This window comes from Lentzea kentuckyensis (assembly GCF_002150765.1).
GTDB lineage: Bacteria > Actinomycetota > Actinomycetes > Mycobacteriales > Pseudonocardiaceae > Lentzea > Lentzea kentuckyensis.
Genome location: NZ_MUYM01000001.1, coordinates 1 through 22,731, shown reverse-complemented (window position 1 = coordinate 22,731; position 22,731 = coordinate 1). Strand labels below are relative to the sequence as shown.

The following is a 22,731-nucleotide window of genomic DNA, read 5'->3' as shown; positions in this document are numbered from 1 at the left end:
CCTAGACACATGGCGATTCCCCTCATCATCGACACCGACCCCGGCGTCGACGACGCGTTCGCGATCGCGCTCGCTGCCCGCAGTCCCGAGATCGACCTCCGCGGCCTCACCACGGTGTTCGGCAACGTCGGACTCGACCTCACCACCGCCAACGCCCTGCGCCTGCTCGCCCACCTCGGCCGCACCGACGTGCCCGTGGTCCGGGGCTTCGCAGGGCCTGCCGGCGCCGCGGACGTGCACGGTCAGGACGGGCTCGGCGGGCAGGCGCACACGTTGCCGGAGAACCCCGAGACCGTCCACGGCGACGATCCCGTGCGGTTCTTCGCGGACAACCTCACGCCGGACACCGTGGTCGCCGCCATCGGGCCGCTGACCAACATCGCCGCCGCGCTCGACGCGGGCATCACGTTCCCGCGGCTGATCGTCATGGGCGGCGGGCTCGGGCTGGGCAACACGACCGCGCGGGCCGAGTTCAACTTCTGGGCCGACCCGGAAGCCGCCAGGACGGTGGTCCGTCGCGGCAACCCGATCATCGTGCCGCTCAACCTCACCCAGCGGTGCATCGCCGACACCGAGTTCCTCGCGAACGTCGACCCGGTGCTGAGCAACCTCACCGGCACCTACCGGGAGTACCTCGCCCGGCATTCCGAGCAGAACCTGTCCCACCGCGAAGAGGGCATCCTCGTGCACGACGCCGTCGCGGTGGCCGAGGCGATCGTTCCCGGCACGCTGCGCACCAAGGTCCACAACCTCGACATCGACGACGAGGGCGCGCTCGTCGGGGGAAAGCACCAGGTAGAGGTCGCGGAGGACACCGATTGGCCCGCGTTGAGGGCCTTCATGGAGCAGCGCTTGTCCGTTTGACGACAGGTTCGTGTCGCTCTCTGGGGTTGCGCGGGCACGGAAAGTAGGGTCCGCGACCATGCAGCGAAGAGTCCTCACGACGGCTGCGGTGGCGGTGGCCATGACGTTCGGAGTGGTCCCTGCCTCTGCTCAGCCCCAGATTCAAGTGGTGCCGGATCCGGCGGCACACGTGAACCCGTTCATCGGCACGACCAACCTCGGGAACACCTTCCCCGGCGCGGTCGTGCCGTTCGGCATGTTCTCCTTCAGCCCCGAGGCGTCCCGCGGCAACACCCTGCGCGCCGCGGCTCCCGGCGGCTACCGCTACGACGCGACCAAGATCCGCGGCTTCAGCCTCACCCACATGTCCGGGACGGGGTGCGCGGGCGGAAGTGGTGACATCCCGATCTTCCCGCACGTCGGGACCGTCACCACCAGCCCGACGACCGACGCGACGGACTCGGTCTACGCCAGCGAGTTCGCGCACACGGACGAGGTGGCCAAGCCCGGCCGTTACGACGTGACGCTCAAGTCGGGCGCGAAGGCCGAGCTGTCCGCCACCGAACGCACCGGTGCGGCGCGGTTCAGCTTCCCTGCCGGCAAGCCGGCGACGGTGCTGATCAACACGTCCAAGTCGCAGGTCGGCAGCAGCGACGCGCAGACCGTGGTCGACAAGGACAAGCGGACCATCACCGGTTCTGTGACCAGCGGCAACTTCTGCGGGTACATCAACCAGGTGGGCCGCCGCAGCTACTACACGCTGCACTTCGTGGCGGAGTTCGACCAGGAATTCACTGAGGTCGGCACGTATCAAGACAACGTTGTCACCCCGGGAAGCGTCACTTCCAAGGGTGGCACGACGTACGGAACGAACGGCTGGCCGGTGCTGGGCAAGGGATCCGGCGCCTATCTCGGGTTCGCGCCCGGCAGCCAGGTCGGCGTCAAGGTCGGCATCTCCTACGTCAGCCTGGACAACGCGCGGGCCAATCTCACGGCCGAGAACAAGGGTCAGTCCATTGAGGACATGAGGGACAACGCGTACATCGCGTGGCAGAAGCAGCTCAGGCGCATCGAGGTCGGCGGCGGCTCCGATGACGAGCGCACCAAGTTCTACACCGCGTTGTACCACTCGCTGTTGCACCCCAACCTGTTCAGCGACGTCAACGGCGAGTACGCCGGGTTCGACGGCAAGACCCACAAAATCGACAGGAGCAGGCAGAAGGCCCAGTACGGCACGTTCTCCGGCTGGGACATCTACCGCTCGCAGCTGCAGCTCGTGACGCTGCTCGAACCGCAGATCGGTTCCGACATCGCACAGTCGCTGCTCAACCAGGCCGACCAGAACAACGGCGTGTGGGACCGCTGGACGCACAACGGCGGCGGCACGCACGTGATGAACGGCGACCCCGCTCCCATCGCGCTGGCGGCGATCTCGGCGTTCGGCGGCGACAGGTACGACATCAGGTCGTCGCTGAAGTCGTTGGTGAAGGCCGCGACCGTGCCGACGGCGCTGGACCTGAGCAAGGACGGCTGGGCCGTGATGTCGGTCGGGCAGCGGCCGTCGCTCGACAAGTACCTGAAGAACAAGTACATGCCATCCGTGTCGAACGCGTGGGGTGGCGCGGCGGAGACCCTGGAGATCTCCGCGGCGGACTTCGCGATCAGCCAGCTCGCCGAGCGCACGGGTGACCGGAAGACCGCCAAGGCGTTCGCCGAACGCGCGCAGTGGTGGCAGAACAACTTCGACCCGGTCGCGGACAGGACGGGTGGCTACATCCGCAACCGCAACGCCGACGGCACGTGGGTCAAGGACTTCACGCCGGACACCGGCAACGGGTTCGTCGAGGGCAGCAGCGCGCAGTACACGTGGATGGTCACGCACAACGTCGCCGGGCTCGTCGAGTCGCTCGGTGGCCGCGAGCGCGCCAACAAACGGCTGGACGACTTCTTCCACAACGCCGACGGCAGCTGGGCGCTCACGGGCCACGGCGGCGCCAAGTCCGAACTGGACAACGAGCCGTCGGTGAACGTGCCGTGGCTGTACAACTACACGGGCCAGCCGGCGAAGACGCAGGAGACGCTGCGCGAGACGATCGGCACGCTGTGGAAGAACGCCCCCGGCGGCATTCCCGGCAACGACGACCTCGGCGCGATGTCGTCGTGGTTCGTCTTCACCTCGATGGGCATCTACCCGCAGGTGCCGTCGCGCGCCGAGCTGGTGCTGAGCAGCCCGCTGTTCACGTCGGTGAAGATCAACCGCGGTGGCGGCAAGGACATCACGATCAACGCTCCGCAGGCCGCCACGGCCACGAAGTACGTGCAGTCGCTGAAGGTCAACGGCCGCGCGACCACGAAGACCTGGCTGCCCGAGTCGTTCGTCGAGCGCGGCGGCAAGCTCGACTTCGTGCTCGGCAAGGCACCTTCCTCGTGGGGCACGGGCGCTGCCGACGCCCCGCCGTCGTTCCGCGACGGGGAACAGCCGATCAGGCACGACCAGCCCTACTACCTCACGGTCGAGCCGCGGCAGCTCGTGGTCGAGCCGGGGAAGTCGGTCACGGCGAAGGTCAACGCGGTCAAGCTGTACGACGGCGACCCGAAGGCGACGTACACGATCACCGGCACGGACGCGCTGAAGTTCACGCCCACCACCGGTGCCGTGCCGTCGGAATTCACGGTCTCGGCTGATCCCGGTACCCCACAAGGGTTCTACGACATCAGCGTGACGGTGACCGTCGAGGGCGCCGCGAAACCGGTCGTGCTGCCGCAGACGGTGAAGGTCGCCCCGGCTGGCAGCATGCTCGCCGCCGTGAACAACGTCGGTGCCTCCGCCGACGCCGACGGTGAGGGCGACTTCGACGGCGGCGGCTACAGCTACTCGCGGGAGGCGCTGGCCACGGCCGGACTTCCGCCGGGAGGCACCGGCACCGTCGACGGCCTGACGTTCACCTGGCCGTCGTCACCTCCCGGCCGGCCGGACAACGCGACCGCGGCGAAGCAAACACTTGCCCTGTCCGGAACCCGGCTCGCTTTCGTCGGTTCCGCGGCCAACGGGGCACGCGCGAAGGCCGCCACCGTGACGTTCACGGACGGCACGACGGCCCAGGTCGAGATCGGCTTCAGCGACTGGACGCTCGGCGGCGGCGGGGCGGCCCCCAGCTACGGCAACGTGATCATCGCGAACACGCCGTACCGCAACCAGCTGGGCGGCGGCACCGAGAAGGTCGCCACGCACATCTTCGCGACGAAGACGTACGTGGCACCTGAGGGCAAGACGCTGGCCTCCGTGGTGCTGCCGGAAGATGCGGACCTGCATGTTTTCGCGGTGGCAGTGGGCTAAGCACCTGGCCGAAAGTGGTATCCGAAACCTCTGGCCTCGCTGGGTGCCCACACCTGCAAGTACCACCAACTCTTGATCGAATCGCCGTCAACTACACCCGATCTCGTCGCCGCCTGTCGAGCCGCTGCGGTGTTCTCAGAGGGAAGCGACCCCTGTTGGGTGTAGAAACACGCCTGTTGATGTTGAGTTGGTGGTACTTGCAGACGTCATGAGAGCCCAAGGCAGAGCACCAGACGAGTAACGGACACAACTTCCGGCAGCCTGCTTAGTTCGTCAACCGTGGGTGGTGCCCGTCGCGCTGGCGACGGGAACCACCCACGTCCTATCTTGTGAAGCAGCCCAAAGCGCCGCCGCTGTGAGCGTGAGGCGCTATGCCCAAAGGCGTGCGGTCGACGAGGATCGCCGTGCACTCGTGGGAACGGCTGACCGCGGACGCCGTCGCGAACTGGCTGGACGCCCTGCCCGGCTGGCTCGTCGTGGGCACCGCCTGCACGCTCGAGGACCTCCTGTTGCTGTGTCGTCTGCGCCCGCCGGACGTCGTGGTGGGGCAGCTGGAACCGGCTTTCGTACCGGGTTTTCCACTCGTCGCCCTCAGCCCCACCTGCGGCCTCGCCTCGCTGCGGGCTTCGCTGGAACGAGTGCCGTTGGTTCCTCTTCGCCGCCTCGCACCGGGCGCGCTGACCGACCGCGAGATGGAAGTCCTGGCGCATGTCTGCTCCGGACTGCCGGCGGTGTCGGTCGCGTCCGCCCTGCGACTCTCGCCGCACACCGTGGTCAACCACAAGCGGCGGATCTTCGCCAAGCTCGGCGTGCAGAGCCGGGTGCAGGCCGCCGCGGTGGTCGCCCGGCTGGGGCTCGTCCGGACTCCCTGCCGGGGCGCTGTGTCGCATGACGACGTTCCCGCGCTCACGCATCGGGAGCACGACATCCTGGCCTCGATCGCCCGGGGCGACTCGGTGCGGCAGACCGCTTCGGCGCTGGGCATCGCGGTGAAGACCGTCGAGTCGGAACAGCGGCAGCTCTTCTTCAAGCTCCGGGTGCACAACCGGGCTCAGGCACTTTCGGAAGCACAGCGGCTCGGATTGCTAACGTAAGCCGCCTACCAGCGGATTTCCCAGATGTGACCGAGTTCGAGAAACGGCTCGTCGGTGCTGCCCAGCGTGGCGAGCTGCTGGTGTGCCCGAAGTCGGCTCCGGCGGTGCCCGCCGAGCTGATCAGGGAGCTGTTGCTCGGCGCGCACGGCGAGCTGGACCCGCGGGGCGTCCGGATCGAGGGTGCGCGGATCAAGGGTGTGCTCGACCTGGAGAACGTGACCGCCTCCGTCGGCCTGTACCTGACCGACTGCACCATCGACGAACCGATCGACGCGCGCGACGCGCACCTGCGGACGTTGGTGCTCAGCGGGGGGCGGTGCGCCGGGCTGCAGGCCGACGGCGTCCTCATCGACAGCGACCTGTACCTGCACAGCGGCCTGCAGGTCGACGGCGACCAGAAGGACGGCCTGATCAGGCTGAGCGGCAGCCACATCGGCGGAGATCTGAGTCTGCGGAAGGTGGAGCTCACGAACGCGTCCGGTCCCGCCATCGAGGCCAACCGGGTCCGCATCGACGGTTCGGTCTTCGGCCGGCGCCGGGTCCGGATCACCGGGAACGGCTGGGCAGCCGCGTTCGACCTGCAGAGCGCCCACATCGAGGGAGACCTCCTGCTGGACGACGACGTGACGATCACGAACGCCAAGGGGCCCGCTCTGGACGCCGACGACGTCCGCGTCCAGGGCTCGGTGTGGCTGACGGACGGCTTCCGAGCCACCGGGCATGGTGCGATGAGTGCGGTCTCCCTCGAAAACGCCAACGTGATCCTGAACGTCAAGGTGGAGAAGGCGGAGATCACCAACGAGGACGGCACCGGTTTCAACGCGACGAGCGCTCGCGTCAGTGGTCATGTGCTGGTGAGGAACGGGACCCGGATCAGCGGACGTGGGCCCCGAGGCGCGATCGACCTGGCCGGTGCTCACGTCGGGGGAAGTGTGCTGCTGGAGAATGCGGAGATCACCAACGACCTCGGTGCCGCTCTCAACGCGAACGGCATCGACCTCGGCGGAAGCCTCTTCCTGCACAGGGGCGCCGTGCTGACCGGACGGCAGCCCGGCGGCGCGATCGACCTCGTCGGCGGCCACCTCGCGGGAGATCTCGACATCGCGAACGTGACCGTCACCAACTCGCTCGGTCCGGCGGTGTCCGCCGACCAGATCAAGGTCGACGGGCGCCTGTTCCTCTCGGGAAAGACCTCGTTGTCCGCCGCCGGCAGAAGGGGCGCGCTGACCTTGCACGGCGGGCGCATCGGCGGTCAGTTCGACAGCGAAGGCCAGGCCGCGCTCAAGGTGCTGGGCGGGCCCGGCCCGGTGCTGAACCTCCAGGAACTGGGGGTCGGGACCACCGTGACGCTGCCGCCGGCCCTGAGGTGCGGCCGTCGCGGCAATGACTGGACCTGCGTGCACCACAGCTGGGTGCGGCTGGACGGACTCTCCTACGCCTCGCTCGGCGAGGGGTGGGACTGGCAGCAGTGGCTGCACCTGATCCGCCACCACACCCTCGCCTATCACGCGTCGGCGTATCAGCGGCTGGCCGCGGTGGAGCGGGCTGCCGGGCACGACGGCACCGTGCGCAGGATTCTCATGACTCAGCAGACGGACCTCCGGCGCCGCAACCCATGGGCTCTGGGTGGTCCGCTCACCCGGTGGTTCCACTGGTTGTGGGGCGTGCTGGCGGGCTACGGCTACCGCGCTCGCCGGACCGCTGCGGCGCTGTTGCTGGTCCTGGCGATGGCAGGACTCCTCGGCTGGTCGGCGGGCCAGGTCTCCACCCGTCCGGGACATCTCGCCGCCGAACGCGTGGCCAGTGCGACCACCGCGGCTGGCGTCCCTTGCTCCACAGTGGAACTGGTGGGGCTGGGGCTCGATCGCGGGCTGCCGCTGGGGATGACCGGGATGCGGGCGCGGTGCGATCTGGACACCGCGGCGCGGGCGGGGCAGGCGTTCACGGCGGCGATCTGGCTGGTGCAGCTGGCGGTGTGGGGGCTGGCGACGCTGGCGCTGGCCGGGTACACGAACCTGGTGCGCAAGCCCGGCTGACCTGGAAACCAGGCGTAAGGGATTGGCGTCCCCTGCATGGTTCTTCGTCCGTGCGGCGGCGGGTGATCCCGCAGAACACTGCGCTGACATGGGCAATCTCACCAGACGTGGATTTCTGGGAGGCGTCGCGGGCGCCAGCGCCGTCACGCTGGCTCCCTCCCCTGCCGCCGCACGAGTGGCCGCTGTCGACGCCGCGGCCACCTCGCCCCGGTTCTTCGGGCGGATGTTCCCAGGGCTGCCGCCGTTCGCCGAGAACACGCCGCGCGTCCAGGACGCGTTGCGTGCGATGGGCGCACCCGGCGGGCCGTTGGACGCCAAGGATCCGTTGCACGAAGGACCCGTCCGGCTCATCACCAACCCGGAACTGAGTCCGGGCAACCTCGACAACCCCTTCAACACCGCGGGAACGACGTTCCTCGGGCAGTTCATCGATCACGACTTCACCTTCGACCTCCACTCGCGGCTGGCGGTGCCGGCCGTGCCCGAGCAGAGTCCGAACACCCGCAATCCCACGCTGTCACTGGATTCCGTGTACGGCGGCGGCCCTGTCCTGTCGCCGCAGCTGTACGACTCCGGCGACCGGGCCAAGTTCCGGGTGGAGAGCGGCGGATCGTTCGAGGACCTGCCGCGGCGCGCGGACGGTGTGGCGATCATCGGGGACCCGCGCAACGACGAGAACCTGATGATCGCCGGGCTGCACGCGGCGTTCCTGTTGTTCCACAACCGGGTCGTGGACCGGCTGCGCGCCGCGGGTGTGCCCGCCGACCGGGTGTTCGCCGACGCGCAGAGAACCGTTGCGTGGCACTACCAGTGGATCGTGGTGCACGAGTTCCTGCCGCAGATCATCGGATTCGGGCTCACCCAGGACGTTCTCGCGCACGGGCGGCGTTTCTACCGGCCGGCACAGGGTCAGCACTACATGCCGGTGGAGTTCCAGGGCGCGTGCTACCGGTTCGGGCACAGCCAGGTGCGGCCGTCGTACCGCGCGAACCTGAAGGGGGACAACGGTCAGCCGTTCTTCGGCTTCGTCTTCGACCCGGCGGCCGAGGGGCAGAGCGATCCGGTGGATCTGCGCGGCGGGCGGCGGGCGCGCCGGAGGTTCATCGGGTGGCAGACGTTCTTCGACTTCGGGGACGGCCAGGTGCGGCCCAACAAACGGATCGACACGCACATCTCGACGCCGCTGTTCCGGCTGCCGCTCGGCGCGATCGCGGACGGTTCGCCGCCGGTCGCACTGCCGCAACGCAACCTGTTGAGGCACCTCACGTGGTCGTTGCCGTCGGGGCAGGCGGTCGCGAGGGCCATGGGCATTCCGGTGCTCGACTCCGTGCCGGAGCTGCGGGAGTTCGGCTTCGACCGCTCGACGCCGCTCTGGTACTACACGCTGCGCGAGGCCGAGACGCTCGGTGACGGCATCTCGCTCGCGGGCGCCGCCGCCCGACTGGTCGGCGAGGTGTTCGTCGGCCTGCTGCAGCTCGATCCCGAGTCGTACCTGAGGCAACAGCCTGACTGGAAGCCGGTTCTGCCGTCGCGGGCCGCCGACCAGTTCGGCATGGTCGACCTGCTCAGGTTCGCTCGCGTCGATCCTTCGAGCCGCGGCCAATAGTGTTGGGGTGGTGTTCACCGTTTCCGAACGTGACGAGCTGCGTCGCGACCTGGTCGACGCCGCCGAGACCGACCCGCGCGTGGTCGGGGCGGCGTTGACCGGATCTGCCGCCGTGGGCAGGGAAGACCGCTGGTCCGACATCGACCTCGCCCTGTCGGTCGACCGCGAAGTGGACGGGGTGGTGGCCGACTGGACCGCGCTGATGTACTCGCGCGGTGCCGTCGGCCACCTCGACGTGAAGCACGGGGCGGTCCTGTTCCGCGTCTTCCTGATGCGCTCGACGCTGCAGGTGGACATCGCGTTCTGGCCCTCGTCCGAGTTCGGCGCGACCGGGCCCACGTTCCGGCTGCTCTTCGGCGAGGCCAACACGCTGCCGCAGGCCGGCCAGCCTGGTCGTGCCGGGCTCATCGGGCTTGCCTGGTTGTACGGGCTGCACGTGCGTTCGTCGATTGCGCGTGGGCGGGTGTGGCAGGCGCTGTACATGGTGAACTGCCTGCGCGACCAGGTGATGGCGCTGTGGTGCCTGCGCCAGGGGGTCAACGCGGTGCAGGGGCGTGGGCTCGACGACCTGACCGATGCCGACGCCTTTGCCGGGACGCTCGTGCTGTCGACCCATCCTGATGAGCTGCGGCGAGCGTTCCACGTGCTGACCGGGTTGCTGCTCAACGAGATTGACGAACCGGCTCTGGCAGCGGCCGTGCAGGCGCTGTCTCCCGCAGCAACAACGCGGCCGTGAGCAGCACCAGCACGGCCGCTGAGCCGTGCACCGCCAACGCGTAGCCGACCGTGCCGCCGTGGGTCATCACGGCCAGGCAGTCGCCGATCGGGATGATCGAGTCCGCGAGGACCACCCAGCCCAGGGCTCGGCGTTGGCCCATGAGCAGCAGGATCAGTGCGGTCAGGGCGTAGGCGATGTCGCGCACCCCCTTCACCACGTAGTAGCCGGCCGGGTCGGCGATGCCGAAGCCCGCGGCGGCGCCGTCGCCGTTGAGCAGGTAGCTGAGGCCGAAGTAGAAACCGGCCAGCACGACGAGCCAACCCATGATCGTGGTCAAACGCATGACTACCCCCACTTGAGATCTAGCACTGCTAGCGACTAGAGCGACGCTAACACTAGGAGCGCTCGAATGTCTAGCAGTGCTAGATTTGGCGTCGTGAGCATCCAGAACCGGCGTGAGCGCGAACGCGCGGAGCGGCACCAGCTGATCATCGACGCGGCGCGCGAACTGGCCGAGACCGAGGGCTGGGACGCGGTCACCACGCGCCGGCTCGCGGAGAAGGTCGAATACAGCCAGCCGGTGCTCTACAGCCACTTCAAGGGCAAAGACGCGATCGTGCGCGCGGTCGCGATCGAAGGGTGCGGTGTGCTGGCCAGGGAGTTGCGCAAGGCGCGTGCGGCGCGGGGCAAGTCCCGGCTGCAGGCCGCTGCCGAGGCGTACCTGGAGTTCGCCGAGCGCAGGCCCGCGCTCTACGAGGCCATGTTCGTGCTGCAGGTCGACATCCCGTGGGGCACGGACGAGACGCCACAGGAGCTGCGGGACGCGTTCGGCGAGCTGGTGGCCGCGGTGAAACCCGTTGCGGGAGAACGGGATCTGGAGACGTTGACCGAGGTGTTCTGGAGCGGGTTGCACGGCATCGCCACGCTCACCCACGGGAAACGGCTGCGACCCGATCACCACCAGGCCCGGATCGACCTGGTGGTCAGGTCCTTTCAGCCTGGCACAGCACCATGACCGGCTTGGCGCCGATGCGGGTCAGCACCACCGAGGCCTCGGCGGAACCGGTCGGCTTCAGGCGCTTGCGCAACGTGTTCGGGTCGACGTCCAGGCCGCGCACCAGGATCTCCAACCGGCCGATCCCACGCGCCCGGAGCAACGACTTGAGCGCTTTCTCCGTGTAGTGGCCGTGTTCGAGCACGCGGAACGCGCGGATGCCGGGCGGAGGCACGGAACCGCTCAGGTAGGCGATGCGCTCGTCGAGCTGCCACAGGCCGTGCCGGGCCGCGTAATGCCGCACCAGACCGGCACGCACGACCGCGCCGTCCGGGTCGATGATCCACGCGCCCGGAGAAGCGACCGGGCAGTCGTCGGGCTCGGCGTCGGTGATGGTCCACGACTCCGAACCGTGCAGAACCGAAGCCCGGCGCGACACCCCGGCGGTGGCCAGGCCGCGCGTCCACAGACAGGCTTCGCGGACCGCGCCGTCCAGCGACACGACCTCGATCTCGTCCGCCCACGGCGCGACCGCGAAGTCGATGCCGGGAGCGCACTTCACCGCGAGATCCACGCCCGCGTAGACGGACGACAGCTCGTCCAGCGGCGGCACGAAGTCCGCCGGGTTCCACTTGCGGCGACCGGCGGAGTCACGGCGAGCGGGGTCCGCGGTGACGGCACCGGCCCGGGACACCGGTCGCAGAGCGTCGGCCTGGACGACGAGCCGGCCCGGAACGTTGTTGCGCGCCATGGCAAGCCGCACCGGATCGAGGTCCGAGCCAACGCACGCGGAAGCGACCTCGCTCAACGCGAACAGGTCCGCGCCGATCGAGCACGTCACGTCGTGGACGACCCGATCGGCGAACCGCTCCGCGCGATGCCGGGCGACGGCGGAAGCGGTGGCCTGCTGCAGGGCGTCGTCGGTGAAGAGCCACGACGCCGAACCGTCCAGTTTGGACGCGGCACGACGGCGCAGCAGCACGGTCTCCACGACCGGGGCGAAGGACTCACCCAGCGACTTGCGCGCGGTAGCGACGTCCTGGAGATGAGACGCGGTGGAGAAAGGCAACGCGTTCACCTCGGCCAGCGCGGCGATTCCGGCGGCGGAGCGCAGGAACGCCACGTCGGCAGAGGTGAACGCGTACCCCAACTCAGGAAGACTTCTTGCCGGTGATCGACACGTTGTAGAACACCTCGCGCGGCAGGACCTTCGACAGCACGTTCTGGTCCACCCACGTGAGGTTCTGCCAGGTGCGGTAGGCGAACATCGCCCAGCCGAAGCCCAGCTTCTCGCGCGGCACGGCGGCCTCGAACGTGCGCACCGGCCAGCCGAACAGCGCCGCGGAAAGCTCGTCGGTCACCGCGCGAACGCCGACCGCGCCCGCACGCCTGGCCGTGGCCTCCAGCTGGTCCGGGTCGAACGTGTGCAGGTCGACCACGGCCTCCAGAGCAGCCGCACGAGAAGACTCGTCGAGCTCCTCCTGCGGACGACGCCAGTCACCCAGCACCGGCACGGCCTTGGTGATGTTGGTGGTCAGCCACCACGTCGCCTGGCCGAGCTTGCGCGCGTAGAAGTTGCCGATGTTCGTCGGGTCGCCCGCGAACACGAACTTGCCGCCCGGCTTCAGCACGCGCAGCACCTCGCGCATCGCCGCCTCCACATCGGGGATGTGGTGCAGCACCGCGTGGCCGACGACGAGGTCGAACGTGTTGTCGTCGTACGGGATCCGCTCGGCGTCCGCGACCCGGCCGTCGACGTCCAGCCCGAGGTGCTCAGCGTTGCGCAGCGCCACCTCGACCATGCCGGGCGAGAGGTCGGTGACCGAGCCCTTCTTGATCACGTCGCCCTGCATGAGGTTCAGCAGGAAGAAGCCGGTGCCGCAGCCCAGTTCCAGCGCGTGCTCGTACGGGCCGACGTCACCGGCGGCGGCGCGGAACCGGTCCGTCGCGTAGGTGATGCAACGGTCGTCGTAGGAGATCGACCACTTCTCGTCGTACGTGCCCGCTTCCCAGTCGTGGTAGAGCACCTGGGCGAGCTTGGTGTCCTTGTAGGCCGCCTCGACCTCTTCCGCGGTCGCGTGCGGGTTGGGTACCGGATCAGTTGCCACTGAACTTCGCCTTTCCGGGCCCGTTCTCGATGAACGACTCCACGCCCGCCTTCTTGTCCTCCGTCGCGAACAGGGCCGCGAAGAGGTGGCTTTCGAGCTTCAGGCCCGACTCCAGGTCGGTGTCGAGGCCGCCGTCCACGGCCGCCTTGGTCGCGGCCAGAGCCAGCACAGGACCGTTGACGAACTGCTTGGCCCACCGCAGCGCCGCCGCGTACACGTCGTCCGGCGCCACGACCTCGTCGACCATGCCGATCTCGAGCGCCTCCTGGGCGCCGACGAACCGGCCGGTGTACAGCAGGTCCTTGGTCTTCGACGGACCGATCAACCGGGCGAGGCGCTGCGTGCCGCCACCGCCGGGGATCAGGCCGAGCAGGATCTCGGGCTGGCCGAGCTTCGCGTTGTCGCCGGCGATCCGCCGGTCGCAACCCAGCGCGACCTCGAAGCCGCCGCCGAGCGCGTAGCCGGTGATCGCGGCGACGGTCGGCTTCGGCACGGACGCCAGCGCGCCGAGAGCGTCCGACAGGCTCTTGGCCCGCAGCGTCATCTCGGCGTGGGAGATCCGCGCGAACTCCTTGACGTCCGCGCCGGCCGCGAAGACCTTCTCGCCGCCGTAGACGACGACCGCGTAGACGTCCGAACGCTCGGAGGCCTCCTTGGCGGCGGCCTGGAGCTCGGTCTGCACCTGCCGGTTCAGGGCGTTCATCGGCGGCCGCTCCAGGCGGATCGTGCCGATCCCGTCCTCGACTTCCAGCCTCACGAACTCAGCCACGCAGCCCTCCACAGTTTGTCGCGACGGCGATGTCACGTTACCCGGCAGTAGCTTGTCAGATCTTTCGGCGGGCGAAGAACCGCTCCCCCGACTTTTGCAGCTCCAGGTCCTGCGCGAACGTCTTTGAGAGGTTTTCCTCGGTGAGCACGTCGTCGAGCAGGCCCTGCGCGACGATCGAGCCCTCGCGCAGCAGCAGCGCGTGGGTGAAGCCCGGCGGGATCTCCTCGACGTGGTGCGTGACCAGCACCATCGCCGGCGCGTCCGGGTCGAGGGCGAGCTCGGACAGCTTGGCCACGAGGTCCTCGCGGCCGCCCAGGTCGAGGCCCGCGGCGGGCTCGTCGAGCAACAGCATCTCGGGGTCGGTCATCAACGCGCGGGCGATCAGCGTGCGCTTGCGCTCGCCCTCGCTCAACGTCCCGTACAGGCGGTCGGCCAGGTGCTCGATGCCGAGGGTGCCGAGCAGCTCACGGGCGCGGTCGGTGTCTTCCTCGCCGTACTTCTCGCGCCACCTGCCCAGCACCGCGTAGCCGGCCGACACCACGAGGTCCACGACCGTCTCGTCGCCGGGGACGCGGCCGTTCAGCGCCGCGGAGCACAGACCGATCCGAGGCTTGAGCTCCTGGACGTCGGTCTTGCCCAGGCGTTCACCCAGAAGGTGGACCTTGCCCTTGGTCGGGTGCAGCTCTGCGCTGGAGAGCCTCAGCAGGGTCGTCTTGCCGGCTCCGTTGGGGCCGAGGACCACCCATCGCTCATCCAGTTCCACGCTCCAGTCGATGTTGCCGACCAGCACGTTCTTCCCCCGGCGGACCGATACGCCCGCCATGTGCACGACCAGATCTGTCACGTCGACGTCCGCCACGAGCCCATTGTTCCGAACGGCCTCGCACCGACCACTCATCGGGGTGGTCCTCGCACTGGGCGCGCCCACTGCGCCGCCCGCGTGAACTCTCAAGTTTTTTGTCGGTCCCGGATGCCAAGATCGGAGGTATGGCTACGCGACCCGAGTCCGAGGTGCTGGCAGGCCGTCCGTTCCCACTGGGGGCACACGCCGAGGCAGGCGGTGTCCGGTTCGCGGTGACGTCACATGTCGCCGACGCGGTCGAGGTCTGTCTCATCAACGACGACGGGACGGAGAAGCGGGTCGAACTGACCGAACGGACGTTCGGCGTCTGGCACGGCCTGGTCCCCGGCGTGACGCCCGGCCAGCGGTACGGATACCGGGTGCACGGGCCGTACGACGCGGGGCGCGGCCTGCGGTGCAACCCGGCGAAGCTGCTGGTCGACCCGTACGCGCGGCAGATCACCGGCGGCATCACCGACCTCGAGGCCTCGCTCGGCTACGTCGGCGACCCGATGCACGGACCGCCGTCCGCCGTCGACTCGCTCGGCAGCGTGCCGCTCAGCGTCGTCAGCTCGCCCGGCGGCGCGGACACCGGGGTGAAGCCCGAGGTGCCGTTCGAAGAGGCCGTCATCTACGAACTGCACGTCAAGGGCTTCACGAAGAGGCACCCGGAGATCCCGGAGAAGCTGCGCGGCACGTACCTCGGCCTCGCGCACCCGGCCGCGATCGAGCACCTCACCCGGCTCGGCGTCACCAGCGTGGAGCTCCTGCCGGTGCAGGCGTTCCAGGACGAACCGTCGCTGCTGAGCCGGAACTCCGGCAACTACTGGGGGTACTCGCCGCTCGGGTACTTCGCGCCGCACGCGGCATACGCGAGCGAGCCGGGCAACGAGATCCAGGAGTTCCGGACGATGGTCGCGGCACTGCACGCGGCGAACATCGAGGTGCTGATCGACGTCGTCTACAACCACACCTGCGAGGGCGGGCCTGGCGGGCCGACGATCTGCTTCCGCGGCTACGACGCGCCGGGCTACTACCTGCACGCGGGCGGCGGCAGCACCGTCGACATCACCGGCTGCGGCAACACCCTCGACGCCGGATCGCCGCAGGTCGTGCGCCTGGTCACGGACTCGCTGCGGTACTGGGCGGACGAGATGGGCGTGGACGGGTTCCGGTTCGACCTGGCGTCCACGATGGGGCGGCCGGGCGGCGGGTTCTTCGACCGCGACAGCGCCCTGCTGACCGCCATCACCACGGACCCGGTGCTGTGCCGGTCGAAGCTGATCGCCGAGCCGTGGGACGCGACCGGCGACGGCTACCGCGTCGGCGACTTCGGCGTGCAGTGGGCGGAGTGGAACGGCCGTTATCGCGACACGGTCCGCGACTTCTGGCGCGGCCACACGTCGGTGCGCGACCTCGCGTACCGGCTGTCCGGGTCGTCCGACCTGTACGCGGACGACCTGCGCAGGCCGTGGCAGTCGATCAACTTCATCACCGCGCACGACGGGTTCACGCTGCGGGACCTGGTGTCGTACAACGACAAGCACAACGAGGAGAACGGCGAGGAGAACCGCGACGGCACGAACGACAACCGGTCGTGGAACTGCGGCGTCGAGGGCGAGACGACCGACCCCGGGATCCTCCGGCTGCGGGCCAAGCAGGCGCGGAACCTGCTCGCGACGCTCGTGCTGTCGACCGGCACGCCGATGCTGGTCGCGGGCGACGAGATGTGGCGCGGCCAGGGCGGCAACAACAACCCCTACTGCCTCGACAACGCGGTGTCGTGGGTCGACTGGACCCGGACGGACGCGGGCGAGGCGCTGCTCGGGTTCACCCAGCGGCTGATCGACCTGCGGGCGTCGTCCCCCGCCCTGCGGCAACCCGAGTTCTTCGAGGGCCGCACCACCCCCAGCGGCAACCCTGACCTGGTGTGGTTCCGTCCGGACGGGCTGGAGATGGCCGAGACCGACTGGTTCGACGAGGGCCGCCGCACGCTCGGCATGTTCATCGACGGCTCGAACTGCCTGTCACGCACGCGGGACGGTGAGCTGGTGTCGGACGACTCGTGGCTGTTGCTGATGCACGCCGGTGCGGAGGCCATCACGGTGACGCTGCCGCACGAGCGGTACGGGCCGGCGTACGAGCCGTACCTCGACACGACGACGGCAGACGGCTCCCCGGCGGCTCCTGGCGCGTTCGGCCCGAAGGAGAAGGTGACGGTCGAGGCGCGCTCGCTGCTGTTGCTGCGAGTACCTCGGTAGCCGAGGTAGATCATCCAGTGGACGCTCTAGCCACTTTCCGAGAGCGTCTGGCACCATCACGGCCGTGGTCGTCTATTGCTGGACCGACCGCACGATCGACCTCTTGCTCGTGGCGTCGTGCGGGTGTAGCTCGACGCGACGCACGCGCTGACAGCGCCCTGCGTCGCGTCTTGATCGCTACCCCGTACCGACGCGGCCTTCAGGAGCGAGTGCGTGACTTCGACGTATGCCGGAAACCTTGCTGAGCAAGTTCAATTCGACCTGCACCCCGTGCTGGACAGCCAGCTGCTGCGTGACGTGATCCACCCGTCGCGGTCGCTGTGGACGCCGCGCGAACTGCGCGAGCTGACCTCGTTCGTGGCGAGCGAGCTGACCACCGGGTTGCTGCAGATCCTCGACTACTCGACCGAACGTCGCTGGTGGGCGCGGCTGGGCCTGACCGAGGGCGTGGAGCTGTGGCTGTTGTCGTGGCTGCCAGGTCAGGGCACCGAGCCGCACGACCACGGCGGTTCGGCCGGCTCGTTCACCGTGCTGAAGGGCACCCTTCAGGAGGACTACCGCTACCCCGCCGGGCCGGTCCGGTCGGCCGTTCGCGACACCGGGGAGGCGCTGGGCTTCGGCTCCGGGCGGGCGCACCAGGTGACGAACCCGTTCGAGGCGCCGGCCGCGACCGTGCACGCCTACTCGCCACCGCTGGTGCCGACCCGCGAGTACGCGTCGCTGCTCGACATCCCCGACTCGATCCCACCACTGCCCGCGCAACGGCTCCCCCTGTCCGAACTGCGTCAGCTGGCCGACCAGGAGGGCCCGTGAGCTCCGTCGACACCATCCTCGAAGAAGCCAGGTCCCACCTGCGGCGGCTCGAACCGCACGAGCTGCACGCGCTGAAGGACGCGCTGGTCGTCGACATCCGGCCGATCCACAACCGGCTGGCCGAGGGCGAGATCGAGAACTCCGTGGCGGTCGAGCGGATCGTGCTGGAGTGGCGGCTCGACCCGACCGGCGACTGGCGACTGCCCGGGTTCACCGCCGACACCACCGTCGTCGTGGTGTGCAACGAGGGGTGGGCCTCGTCGCTCGCCGCCCGTGACCTGCAGCGGATCGGGCTCGCGAACGCGACCGACCTCGTCGGCGGGTACCGCGGCTGGCGCGCCGCCGGGCTGCCGATCAGGGAGGGCGGCTCCCAGGCCGTCGTCTGATCGGAACCGGGAGCGCGCCGGTAGCGTCTGGAGACCGTGACTGTTGTGCGCTGGATCGTGACGGGCCTGGTGGTGGCCGGAACGATCGCCTGGACCCTTTCGGAGTGGTACCTCGGACTGGCGGGGGCCCTGGTCGGCCTGCTGCTGGAACTGACGGCACCCCAGGCGGGTCTGGCGCTCGGCGCGGTCCTCTTCGGACTCCGCGTCGACCACGTGATCATCGGCGTCGGCGGCGAGCTCAGGTCGTGGACCACGACGAACCGGCGGATCGTGCTGCGCAACATCCCGGTGCTCGCCTCGATCGGCATCTCCGGGCTCAAGCCCGGTGTGCGCCGGCGGACCGTCCTGACCGGGGCGTTCGCGATCGTGTGCTGCGCGGCGATCGCGGCGGCCACCTGGCTCGCGACCGGGTCGGCGTTCGGCAGGGGCCTCGCGCTGGCCGCGACGGCGTGTTTCCTCGTTCAACTCGTGCCGATCGAGAAGGCCGCCTACACCAGCCTGGGCTGGTTCGTGTTCTCCCTGCCGAAGCTGACCGGACGGCCGCTCGAAGAACTCGAGGCGCGGCCGCAGGTCGTCGCCGGCATGGACGCCTACTACCGCGGTGACCTCGACGAGGCCGAACGGGTCTGCGCGGAGCTGACCAAGGACCACCCCGACCTGCTCACCGTGGTCGGGCTCAAGGTCGTGACGGCGTGCGCACGCGCGAAGTACCTCGAGGCGATGCAGGCGGTGGTCGGGCTCACCGGGCGGTCCGATCTGGGCTCGCGGGAGCTGTCGCTCGTCATGGCGACCACGGCCGGGGTCGCGGTGTTCGCGGTGGAGGCCGGGCAGTTCCCCGCCGAGGTCGGCCTGGACACGGCTCGCAGCATGCTCGGCAACGCCTACGAGATCGGGTATCCGAAGCAGCGCGCGAACGGGACGATGGCGATCATCGCGTTGCTCGAGGGCGATGCGGCGACGGCCCGGCAGCTCGCGGGATACGCCGCCGAGTCGAGCGAGAACGGGGTCGACCGGGCCGACGAGCTGATCACCATCGCACGGGCGTGGATGGCGGACGGCAACAACGCGAAGGCCCGCGAGCTCGCGGCCGAAGCGCACGAGCTCGCGGGCTGGAGTCCGCGGGTGGCGGCGACCCGCGCCCGTCTGGAGATCAGCTAACGCAGGAGATCAACGGCTTCAGCCGGGAAAACCGGGCGAATTGTTGCCGTTCCCGCCCGAGTTGCCCGCGCCGACGTTGTTGCCGCCGCCACCGTTGCTGTTGCCGTTACCTCCGTTGTTGTTGTTTCCGACGTTGTTGCCGTTGCCTCCGATGTTGCCCGATCCGGTGACGTTGCCGTTGCCGGGTGTCCACGGGTTGTGCGACAGCGCGGTGATCGTGATGGGACCCACCAAGTGCGTGTCCAGCACATCCCGGCTCTGCGACAACTCCCTCTGGGCGGGAGCCGCGTGTGCGGTCGACGCGAACAGGCCCATGCCTGCGAGTGCGACACCGAGGACGATTGCTTTCTTGATCATCTGCAGTTTTCCGTTCTTCGAGCAGCGGATCGAGCAATCGCAGGTTAACCACACCTTCTCGCGGAAAACGAATCGGTCGCCCCATTGTGTGCATTTCGGAAAAACACTTGGACTGCGGCAAATGGGTGACCACGCAGGTCGAATCAACTATTCCTCTGCGCACGGAATACTACGCACCGCGCACAAGGAAAGGGCCCGTCACCGAGACCGGTGACGGGCCCTTTCCCACCCCGCGTTCGGATCAGCTGTGCTCGACCGGCAGCGGCAGGCCGGGCAACGCGGGCAGGCCGCCAGGAGGAGCCGGCAGGCCGCACTTGCTCAGCAGCTCGGTGACGGTCTTCAGCAGCGTCGTCAGGATCCCGGTGATCTTTCCGACGTCGGGCAGACCGCCACTCGCCGCGCCCAGGATCGTGCCGCCGAGACCCGCGATGGTCGAGATCAGGTTCATCACCACCGGCAGACACTGGTCGACCGGGCCGGAGTAGGCGGCGACGCCCTTCACCGGAACCGGGACCGGCAGCCCGCTGGTCGGCAACGCCGGCAGACATCCGGAACTCTGCAGTGCGGTCACCAGGCCGAGCAGATCACCGATCAACGGTGTCACCGCGCCGACGTTCGGAAGTGGCAACAGGCTGCTGACGACTTTCGTGAGCTTCCCGGCGAGGTCGGTCACGATCGCGGCACAGGCGGCTGGGAGTTCTGGCGCGGCGGGCGTCGCACTGGCAGCCGGAACTGACGAGGCGGTGAACAGAGCTGCAACGAGCGAGAGTGCGGTAATCGTTTTCTTCACGGCTACCTTCTTCCTCAATGCGCAATTCGCTGGAGCCGCGCCGGAAATGCCAGATAGGAATTCTGGTGCGGTTCATTCCATGCCAAGGAGCGTAAGCCTGCACACCGACCCCTACCAGCGGAGATCGTGAATTCACCCACTCGAAAAAGGGGTCATTCGATTGAGGGAAGCCCTGAATCGGGTATACGCCTGCCCCAGGTCACGAGCAGTGAACAGGCAACAAGGAAGACGAACACATCAGGGCATCCAGCCCGCCGTTTGAAGGCGAACTGGATGCCCTGTGTGGATCTGGTAAAGCGATCAACTAGCCAGAACGACCCTGCCGAGTTCCGCAGACGTGGCCAACAGGCCGTGCCGCGGCAGCACGCGCACGGTGTAGCCGAGCGCACCGGCGTGCGGCAGCGGCACCTCGACCTCGTAGTTGCCGTTGCCCGCGTAGTTCATCGGGGCGCTGACGATGTCCTTCAGCTCGTCGGAGTCGTTGGACACCTTGCCGAGCACGACCTGAACGTCCACTTCGGACGGCTCCAGTCCGGCCAGTTCGACCCGCGCCCGCACGATCACCGGCGCGCCCAGCACGGGCACGGACGAGCCGCCGAGCACCAGGTCGCTGTCGAGCACCCGCACCCGCGTCCACGACGCGCGCAGCCGGTGCCGGTACGCGGACAGCTCCTTCGCGCCGCGGTAGCCGTCACCGAGGACGTTCTGGGCGGACGCGGCGGCCGGCGCGTAGTAGGTCTCCACGTACTCGCGGACCATCCGGGAGGCCTGCACGACCGGGCCGAGCGAGGCCAGCGTGTGCCGGACCATCGACATCCAGCGGGTCGGCACGCCGTCCTCACCGCGGTCGTAGAACAGCGGCGCGACCTGCGAACCGAGCAGGTCGTACAGGGCGTTGGCCTCCAGGTCGTCCCGGCGGACCGGGTCGTTGACGCCGTCCGCGGTCGGGATGGCCCAGCCGTTCGACCCGTCGTAGAGCTCGTCCCACCAACCGTCGCGAATGGACAGGTTGAGACCGCCGTTCAACGCGGCCTTCATGCCGGACGTGCCACACGCCTCGAGGGGACGCATCGGGTTGTTCAGCCACACGTCACAACCCCAATACAGGTACCGGGCCATGGACATGTCGTAGTCCGGCAGGAACACGATCCGGTGCCGCACGCCCGCCTCGTCGGCGTAGCGCACGATCTGCTGGATCAACGCCTTGCCGCCGTCGTCCGCCGGGTGCGACTTGCCCGCGACCACGAGCTGCACGGGCCGTTCGGGGTGCAGGAGGAGAGACCGCAGCCTCTCCGGGTCGCGCAGCATCAGCGTGAGGCGCTTGTACGTCGGCACGCGCCGTGCGAAGCCCACGGTCAGCACGTTCGGGTCGAACACCGAGTCGGTCCAGCCGAGCTCCAGCGCCGACGCGCCGCGCTGCAGCCACGACTCGCGCAGACGCCTGCGGACCTCGGTGACCAGCCGCCCGCGCAGGGTGCTGCGCAGCTCCCACAGCCCCGCGTCGGTGACCGGCTCGAACGCGCCGATGCCGAGGCCGAGGCGGCTGTCCACTGTGTCTGCATCGGACGCGCCGAGCAGCTTGCTCATCTCGGTCGCGGCCCACGTCGGCCCGTGCACGCCGTTGGTGACCGACCCGATCGGCACCTCGGTGGCGTCGAAGCCCGGCCAGAGGCCGCGGAACATGTCCCGGCTGACCTCACCGTGCAGTTTGGACACACCGTTCGCGCGCTGGGCGAGCCGCAGGCCCATGTGGGCCATGTTGAACATGCCGGGGTTGTCCTCGGCACCGAGCGCGAGGATGCGCTGGGTGTTGACGCCGGGCACGAGGTTCTCGGCGCCGAAGTAGTGCTGGACCAGGTCGACCGGGAACCTGTCGATGCCGGCGGGCACGGGCGTGTGCGTGGTGAACACGGCACCGGCGCGCGCGGCCGTCAACGCCTGGTCGAAGTCGAGGCCGTCGTTGGTGATGTACTCGCGGATCCGCTCGAGGCCGAGGAAGCCCGCGTGGCCCTCGTTGGTGTGGAAGACCTCGGGTTGCGCGTGCCCGGTCAGTTCGCAGAAGGTCCGGACCGCGCGGACACCACCGATTCCGGCCAGGATCTCCTGGCGGATGCGGTGGTTCTGGTCGCCGCCGTACAGCCGGTCCGTGACGCCGCGCAGGTCCTCGTCGTTCTGCTCCACATCGGAGTCGAGCAGCAACAACGGGATGCGCCCGACCTGCGCCTTCCAGATCTTCGCGCGCAACATCCGGTCGCCCGGCATGGCCACGTGCACCAGCAACGGCAGCCCGGACGGCTCGGTCAGCAGCTCCAGCGGCAGCCCGCGCGGGTCGAGCACCGGGTAGTGCTCGATCTGCCAGCCGTCGAGCGACAGCGACTGCCGGAAGTACCCGGACCGGTAGAGCAGCCCGACCGCGATCAACGGCACGCCCAGGTCGGACGCCGCCTTGAGGTGGTCGCCGGCGAGGATGCCGAGGCCGCCCGAGTAGTTCGGCAGCGCCTCGTGCACGCCGAACTCCATCGAGAAGTACGCGACGCTCGTGGGCAACGGCGTGTCCGGCGCCCCGTGCTCGCGCCGCTGGGTGATCTCGTCCTGCCGGCGCTGGTACCAGCGTGGTCCC

Annotated in this window: 19 protein-coding genes; 11 read left to right on the top strand and 8 right to left on the bottom strand. The window is 69.0% G+C overall.

Annotated elements, in window-relative coordinates; all coding sequences use genetic code 11:
• The first annotated feature begins 9 nt into the window (after positions 1-9).
• From B0F77_RS00095 to B0F77_RS00070, 6 genes are all read left to right on the top strand, one after another.
• Positions 10-864 (top strand): nucleoside hydrolase, encoded by an 855-nt coding sequence (locus B0F77_RS00095; RefSeq protein ID WP_086660653.1) that lies wholly within the window; start codon positions 10-12, stop codon positions 862-864.
• Between the two features lie 58 nt (positions 865-922).
• Positions 923-4,180, top strand: a complete 3,258-nt coding sequence (locus B0F77_RS00090) for a GH92 family glycosyl hydrolase (protein WP_086660652.1) — start codon at positions 923-925, stop codon at positions 4,178-4,180.
• A gap of 371 nt (positions 4,181-4,551) precedes the next feature.
• The gene (locus B0F77_RS48870; protein WP_086660651.1) at positions 4,552-5,274 is read left to right on the top strand and encodes a response regulator transcription factor; all 723 of its coding nucleotides are present in this window, start codon (positions 4,552-4,554) and stop codon (positions 5,272-5,274) included.
• 26 nt (positions 5,275-5,300) lie between these two features.
• The gene (locus B0F77_RS00080) at positions 5,301-7,310 is read left to right on the top strand and encodes a hypothetical protein (RefSeq protein ID WP_086660650.1); all 2,010 of its coding nucleotides are present in this window, start codon (positions 5,301-5,303) and stop codon (positions 7,308-7,310) included.
• An 88-nt stretch (positions 7,311-7,398) separates the two neighbouring features.
• Positions 7,399-8,916, top strand: coding sequence for a peroxidase family protein (locus B0F77_RS00075; protein WP_086660649.1), 1,518 nt, complete (start codon positions 7,399-7,401; stop codon positions 8,914-8,916).
• Positions 8,917-8,926: 10 nt separating this feature from the next.
• Complete coding sequence (locus B0F77_RS00070) at positions 8,927-9,652, top strand: nucleotidyltransferase domain-containing protein (protein WP_143466500.1); 726 nt, start codon at positions 8,927-8,929, stop codon at positions 9,650-9,652.
• On the opposite strand, the gene B0F77_RS00065 is transcribed toward B0F77_RS00070, so the two are convergent.
• Complete coding sequence (locus B0F77_RS00065) at positions 9,579-9,977, bottom strand: DUF4267 domain-containing protein (protein ID WP_086660647.1); 399 nt, start codon at positions 9,975-9,977, stop codon at positions 9,579-9,581. The genes B0F77_RS00070 and B0F77_RS00065 overlap by 74 nt on opposite strands.
• Positions 9,978-10,070: 93 nt before the next feature.
• Between B0F77_RS00065 and B0F77_RS00060 the strand changes: the two genes are divergently transcribed.
• Positions 10,071-10,649 carry a TetR/AcrR family transcriptional regulator gene (locus B0F77_RS00060; protein ID WP_086660646.1) on the top strand — a complete coding sequence of 193 codons (579 nt, stop codon included), beginning with the start codon at positions 10,071-10,073 and terminating at the stop codon, positions 10,647-10,649.
• Here B0F77_RS00060 and B0F77_RS00055 read toward each other — a convergent pair.
• Genes B0F77_RS00055 through B0F77_RS00040 form a run of 4 tightly spaced genes read right to left on the bottom strand, consistent with a single transcriptional unit; the run spans position 10,618 to position 14,403 of the window.
• Positions 10,618-11,778, bottom strand: coding sequence for a THUMP-like domain-containing protein (locus B0F77_RS00055; RefSeq protein WP_086660645.1), 1,161 nt, complete (start codon positions 11,776-11,778; stop codon positions 10,618-10,620). The genes B0F77_RS00060 and B0F77_RS00055 overlap by 32 nt on opposite strands.
• Position 11,779: 1 nt before the next feature.
• Positions 11,780-12,736 (bottom strand): class I SAM-dependent methyltransferase, encoded by a 957-nt coding sequence (locus tag B0F77_RS00050; RefSeq protein ID WP_086660644.1) that lies wholly within the window; start codon positions 12,734-12,736, stop codon positions 11,780-11,782.
• Positions 12,726-13,505: an enoyl-CoA hydratase/isomerase family protein gene (locus B0F77_RS00045; protein ID WP_086660643.1), complete on the bottom strand. Its 780-nt coding sequence runs from the start codon at positions 13,503-13,505 to the stop codon at positions 12,726-12,728. The genes B0F77_RS00050 and B0F77_RS00045 overlap by 11 nt, the downstream gene beginning before the upstream one ends.
• Positions 13,506-13,560: 55 nt before the next feature.
• On the bottom strand, positions 13,561-14,403 hold the full coding sequence (locus B0F77_RS00040) for an ABC transporter ATP-binding protein (RefSeq protein WP_086660642.1): 843 nt from the start codon (positions 14,401-14,403) through the stop codon (positions 13,561-13,563).
• 89 nt (positions 14,404-14,492) lie between these two features.
• Between B0F77_RS00040 and glgX the strand changes: the two genes are divergently transcribed.
• The 4 genes from glgX (at position 14,493) to B0F77_RS00020 (ending at position 18,964) form a co-directional block, all read left to right on the top strand.
• The gene (gene glgX / locus B0F77_RS00035) at positions 14,493-16,607 is read left to right on the top strand and encodes a glycogen debranching protein GlgX (protein WP_086660641.1); all 2,115 of its coding nucleotides are present in this window, start codon (positions 14,493-14,495) and stop codon (positions 16,605-16,607) included.
• A 213-nt stretch (positions 16,608-16,820) separates the two neighbouring features.
• Positions 16,821-17,420, top strand: coding sequence for a cysteine dioxygenase (locus tag B0F77_RS00030; protein ID WP_086660640.1), 600 nt, complete (start codon positions 16,821-16,823; stop codon positions 17,418-17,420).
• Positions 17,417-17,806, top strand: a complete 390-nt coding sequence (locus B0F77_RS00025) for a rhodanese-like domain-containing protein (protein WP_086660639.1) — start codon at positions 17,417-17,419, stop codon at positions 17,804-17,806. Before B0F77_RS00030 ends, B0F77_RS00025 begins: the two co-directional genes overlap by 4 nt.
• A gap of 36 nt (positions 17,807-17,842) precedes the next feature.
• Positions 17,843-18,964: a hypothetical protein gene (locus B0F77_RS00020; RefSeq protein WP_158102546.1), complete on the top strand. Its 1,122-nt coding sequence runs from the start codon at positions 17,843-17,845 to the stop codon at positions 18,962-18,964.
• Positions 18,965-18,982: 18 nt separating this feature from the next.
• On the opposite strand, the gene B0F77_RS00015 is transcribed toward B0F77_RS00020, so the two are convergent.
• The 3 genes from B0F77_RS00015 to glgP form a co-directional block, all read right to left on the bottom strand.
• Positions 18,983-19,321: a hypothetical protein gene (locus B0F77_RS00015; protein WP_086660637.1), complete on the bottom strand. Its 339-nt coding sequence runs from the start codon at positions 19,319-19,321 to the stop codon at positions 18,983-18,985.
• A gap of 241 nt (positions 19,322-19,562) precedes the next feature.
• Complete coding sequence (locus B0F77_RS00010) at positions 19,563-20,111, bottom strand: hypothetical protein (protein ID WP_143466499.1); 549 nt, start codon at positions 20,109-20,111, stop codon at positions 19,563-19,565.
• Between the two features lie 300 nt (positions 20,112-20,411).
• On the bottom strand, positions 20,412-22,731 hold a 2,320-nt coding region (glgP, locus tag B0F77_RS00005), incomplete at its 5' end, for an alpha-glucan family phosphorylase (RefSeq protein ID WP_143466498.1).

Coding starts and splice junctions, on each gene's coding strand:
- B0F77_RS00090 (WP_086660652.1), top strand. CDS start 923: ATGCAGCGAAGAGTCCTCACGACGGCTGCGGTGGCGGTGGCCATGACG.
- B0F77_RS00040 (WP_086660642.1), bottom strand. CDS start 14,403: ATGAGTGGTCGGTGCGAGGCCGTTCGGAACAATGGGCTCGTGGCGGAC.
- B0F77_RS00095 (WP_086660653.1), top strand. CDS start 10: ATGGCGATTCCCCTCATCATCGACACCGACCCCGGCGTCGACGACGCG.
- glgX (WP_086660641.1), top strand. CDS start 14,493: ATGGCTACGCGACCCGAGTCCGAGGTGCTGGCAGGCCGTCCGTTCCCA.
- B0F77_RS48870 (WP_086660651.1), top strand. CDS start 4,552: ATGCCCAAAGGCGTGCGGTCGACGAGGATCGCCGTGCACTCGTGGGAA.
- B0F77_RS00015 (WP_086660637.1), bottom strand. CDS start 19,321: ATGATCAAGAAAGCAATCGTCCTCGGTGTCGCACTCGCAGGCATGGGC.
- B0F77_RS00075 (WP_086660649.1), top strand. CDS start 7,399: ATGGGCAATCTCACCAGACGTGGATTTCTGGGAGGCGTCGCGGGCGCC.
- B0F77_RS00065 (WP_086660647.1), bottom strand. CDS start 9,977: ATGCGTTTGACCACGATCATGGGTTGGCTCGTCGTGCTGGCCGGTTTC.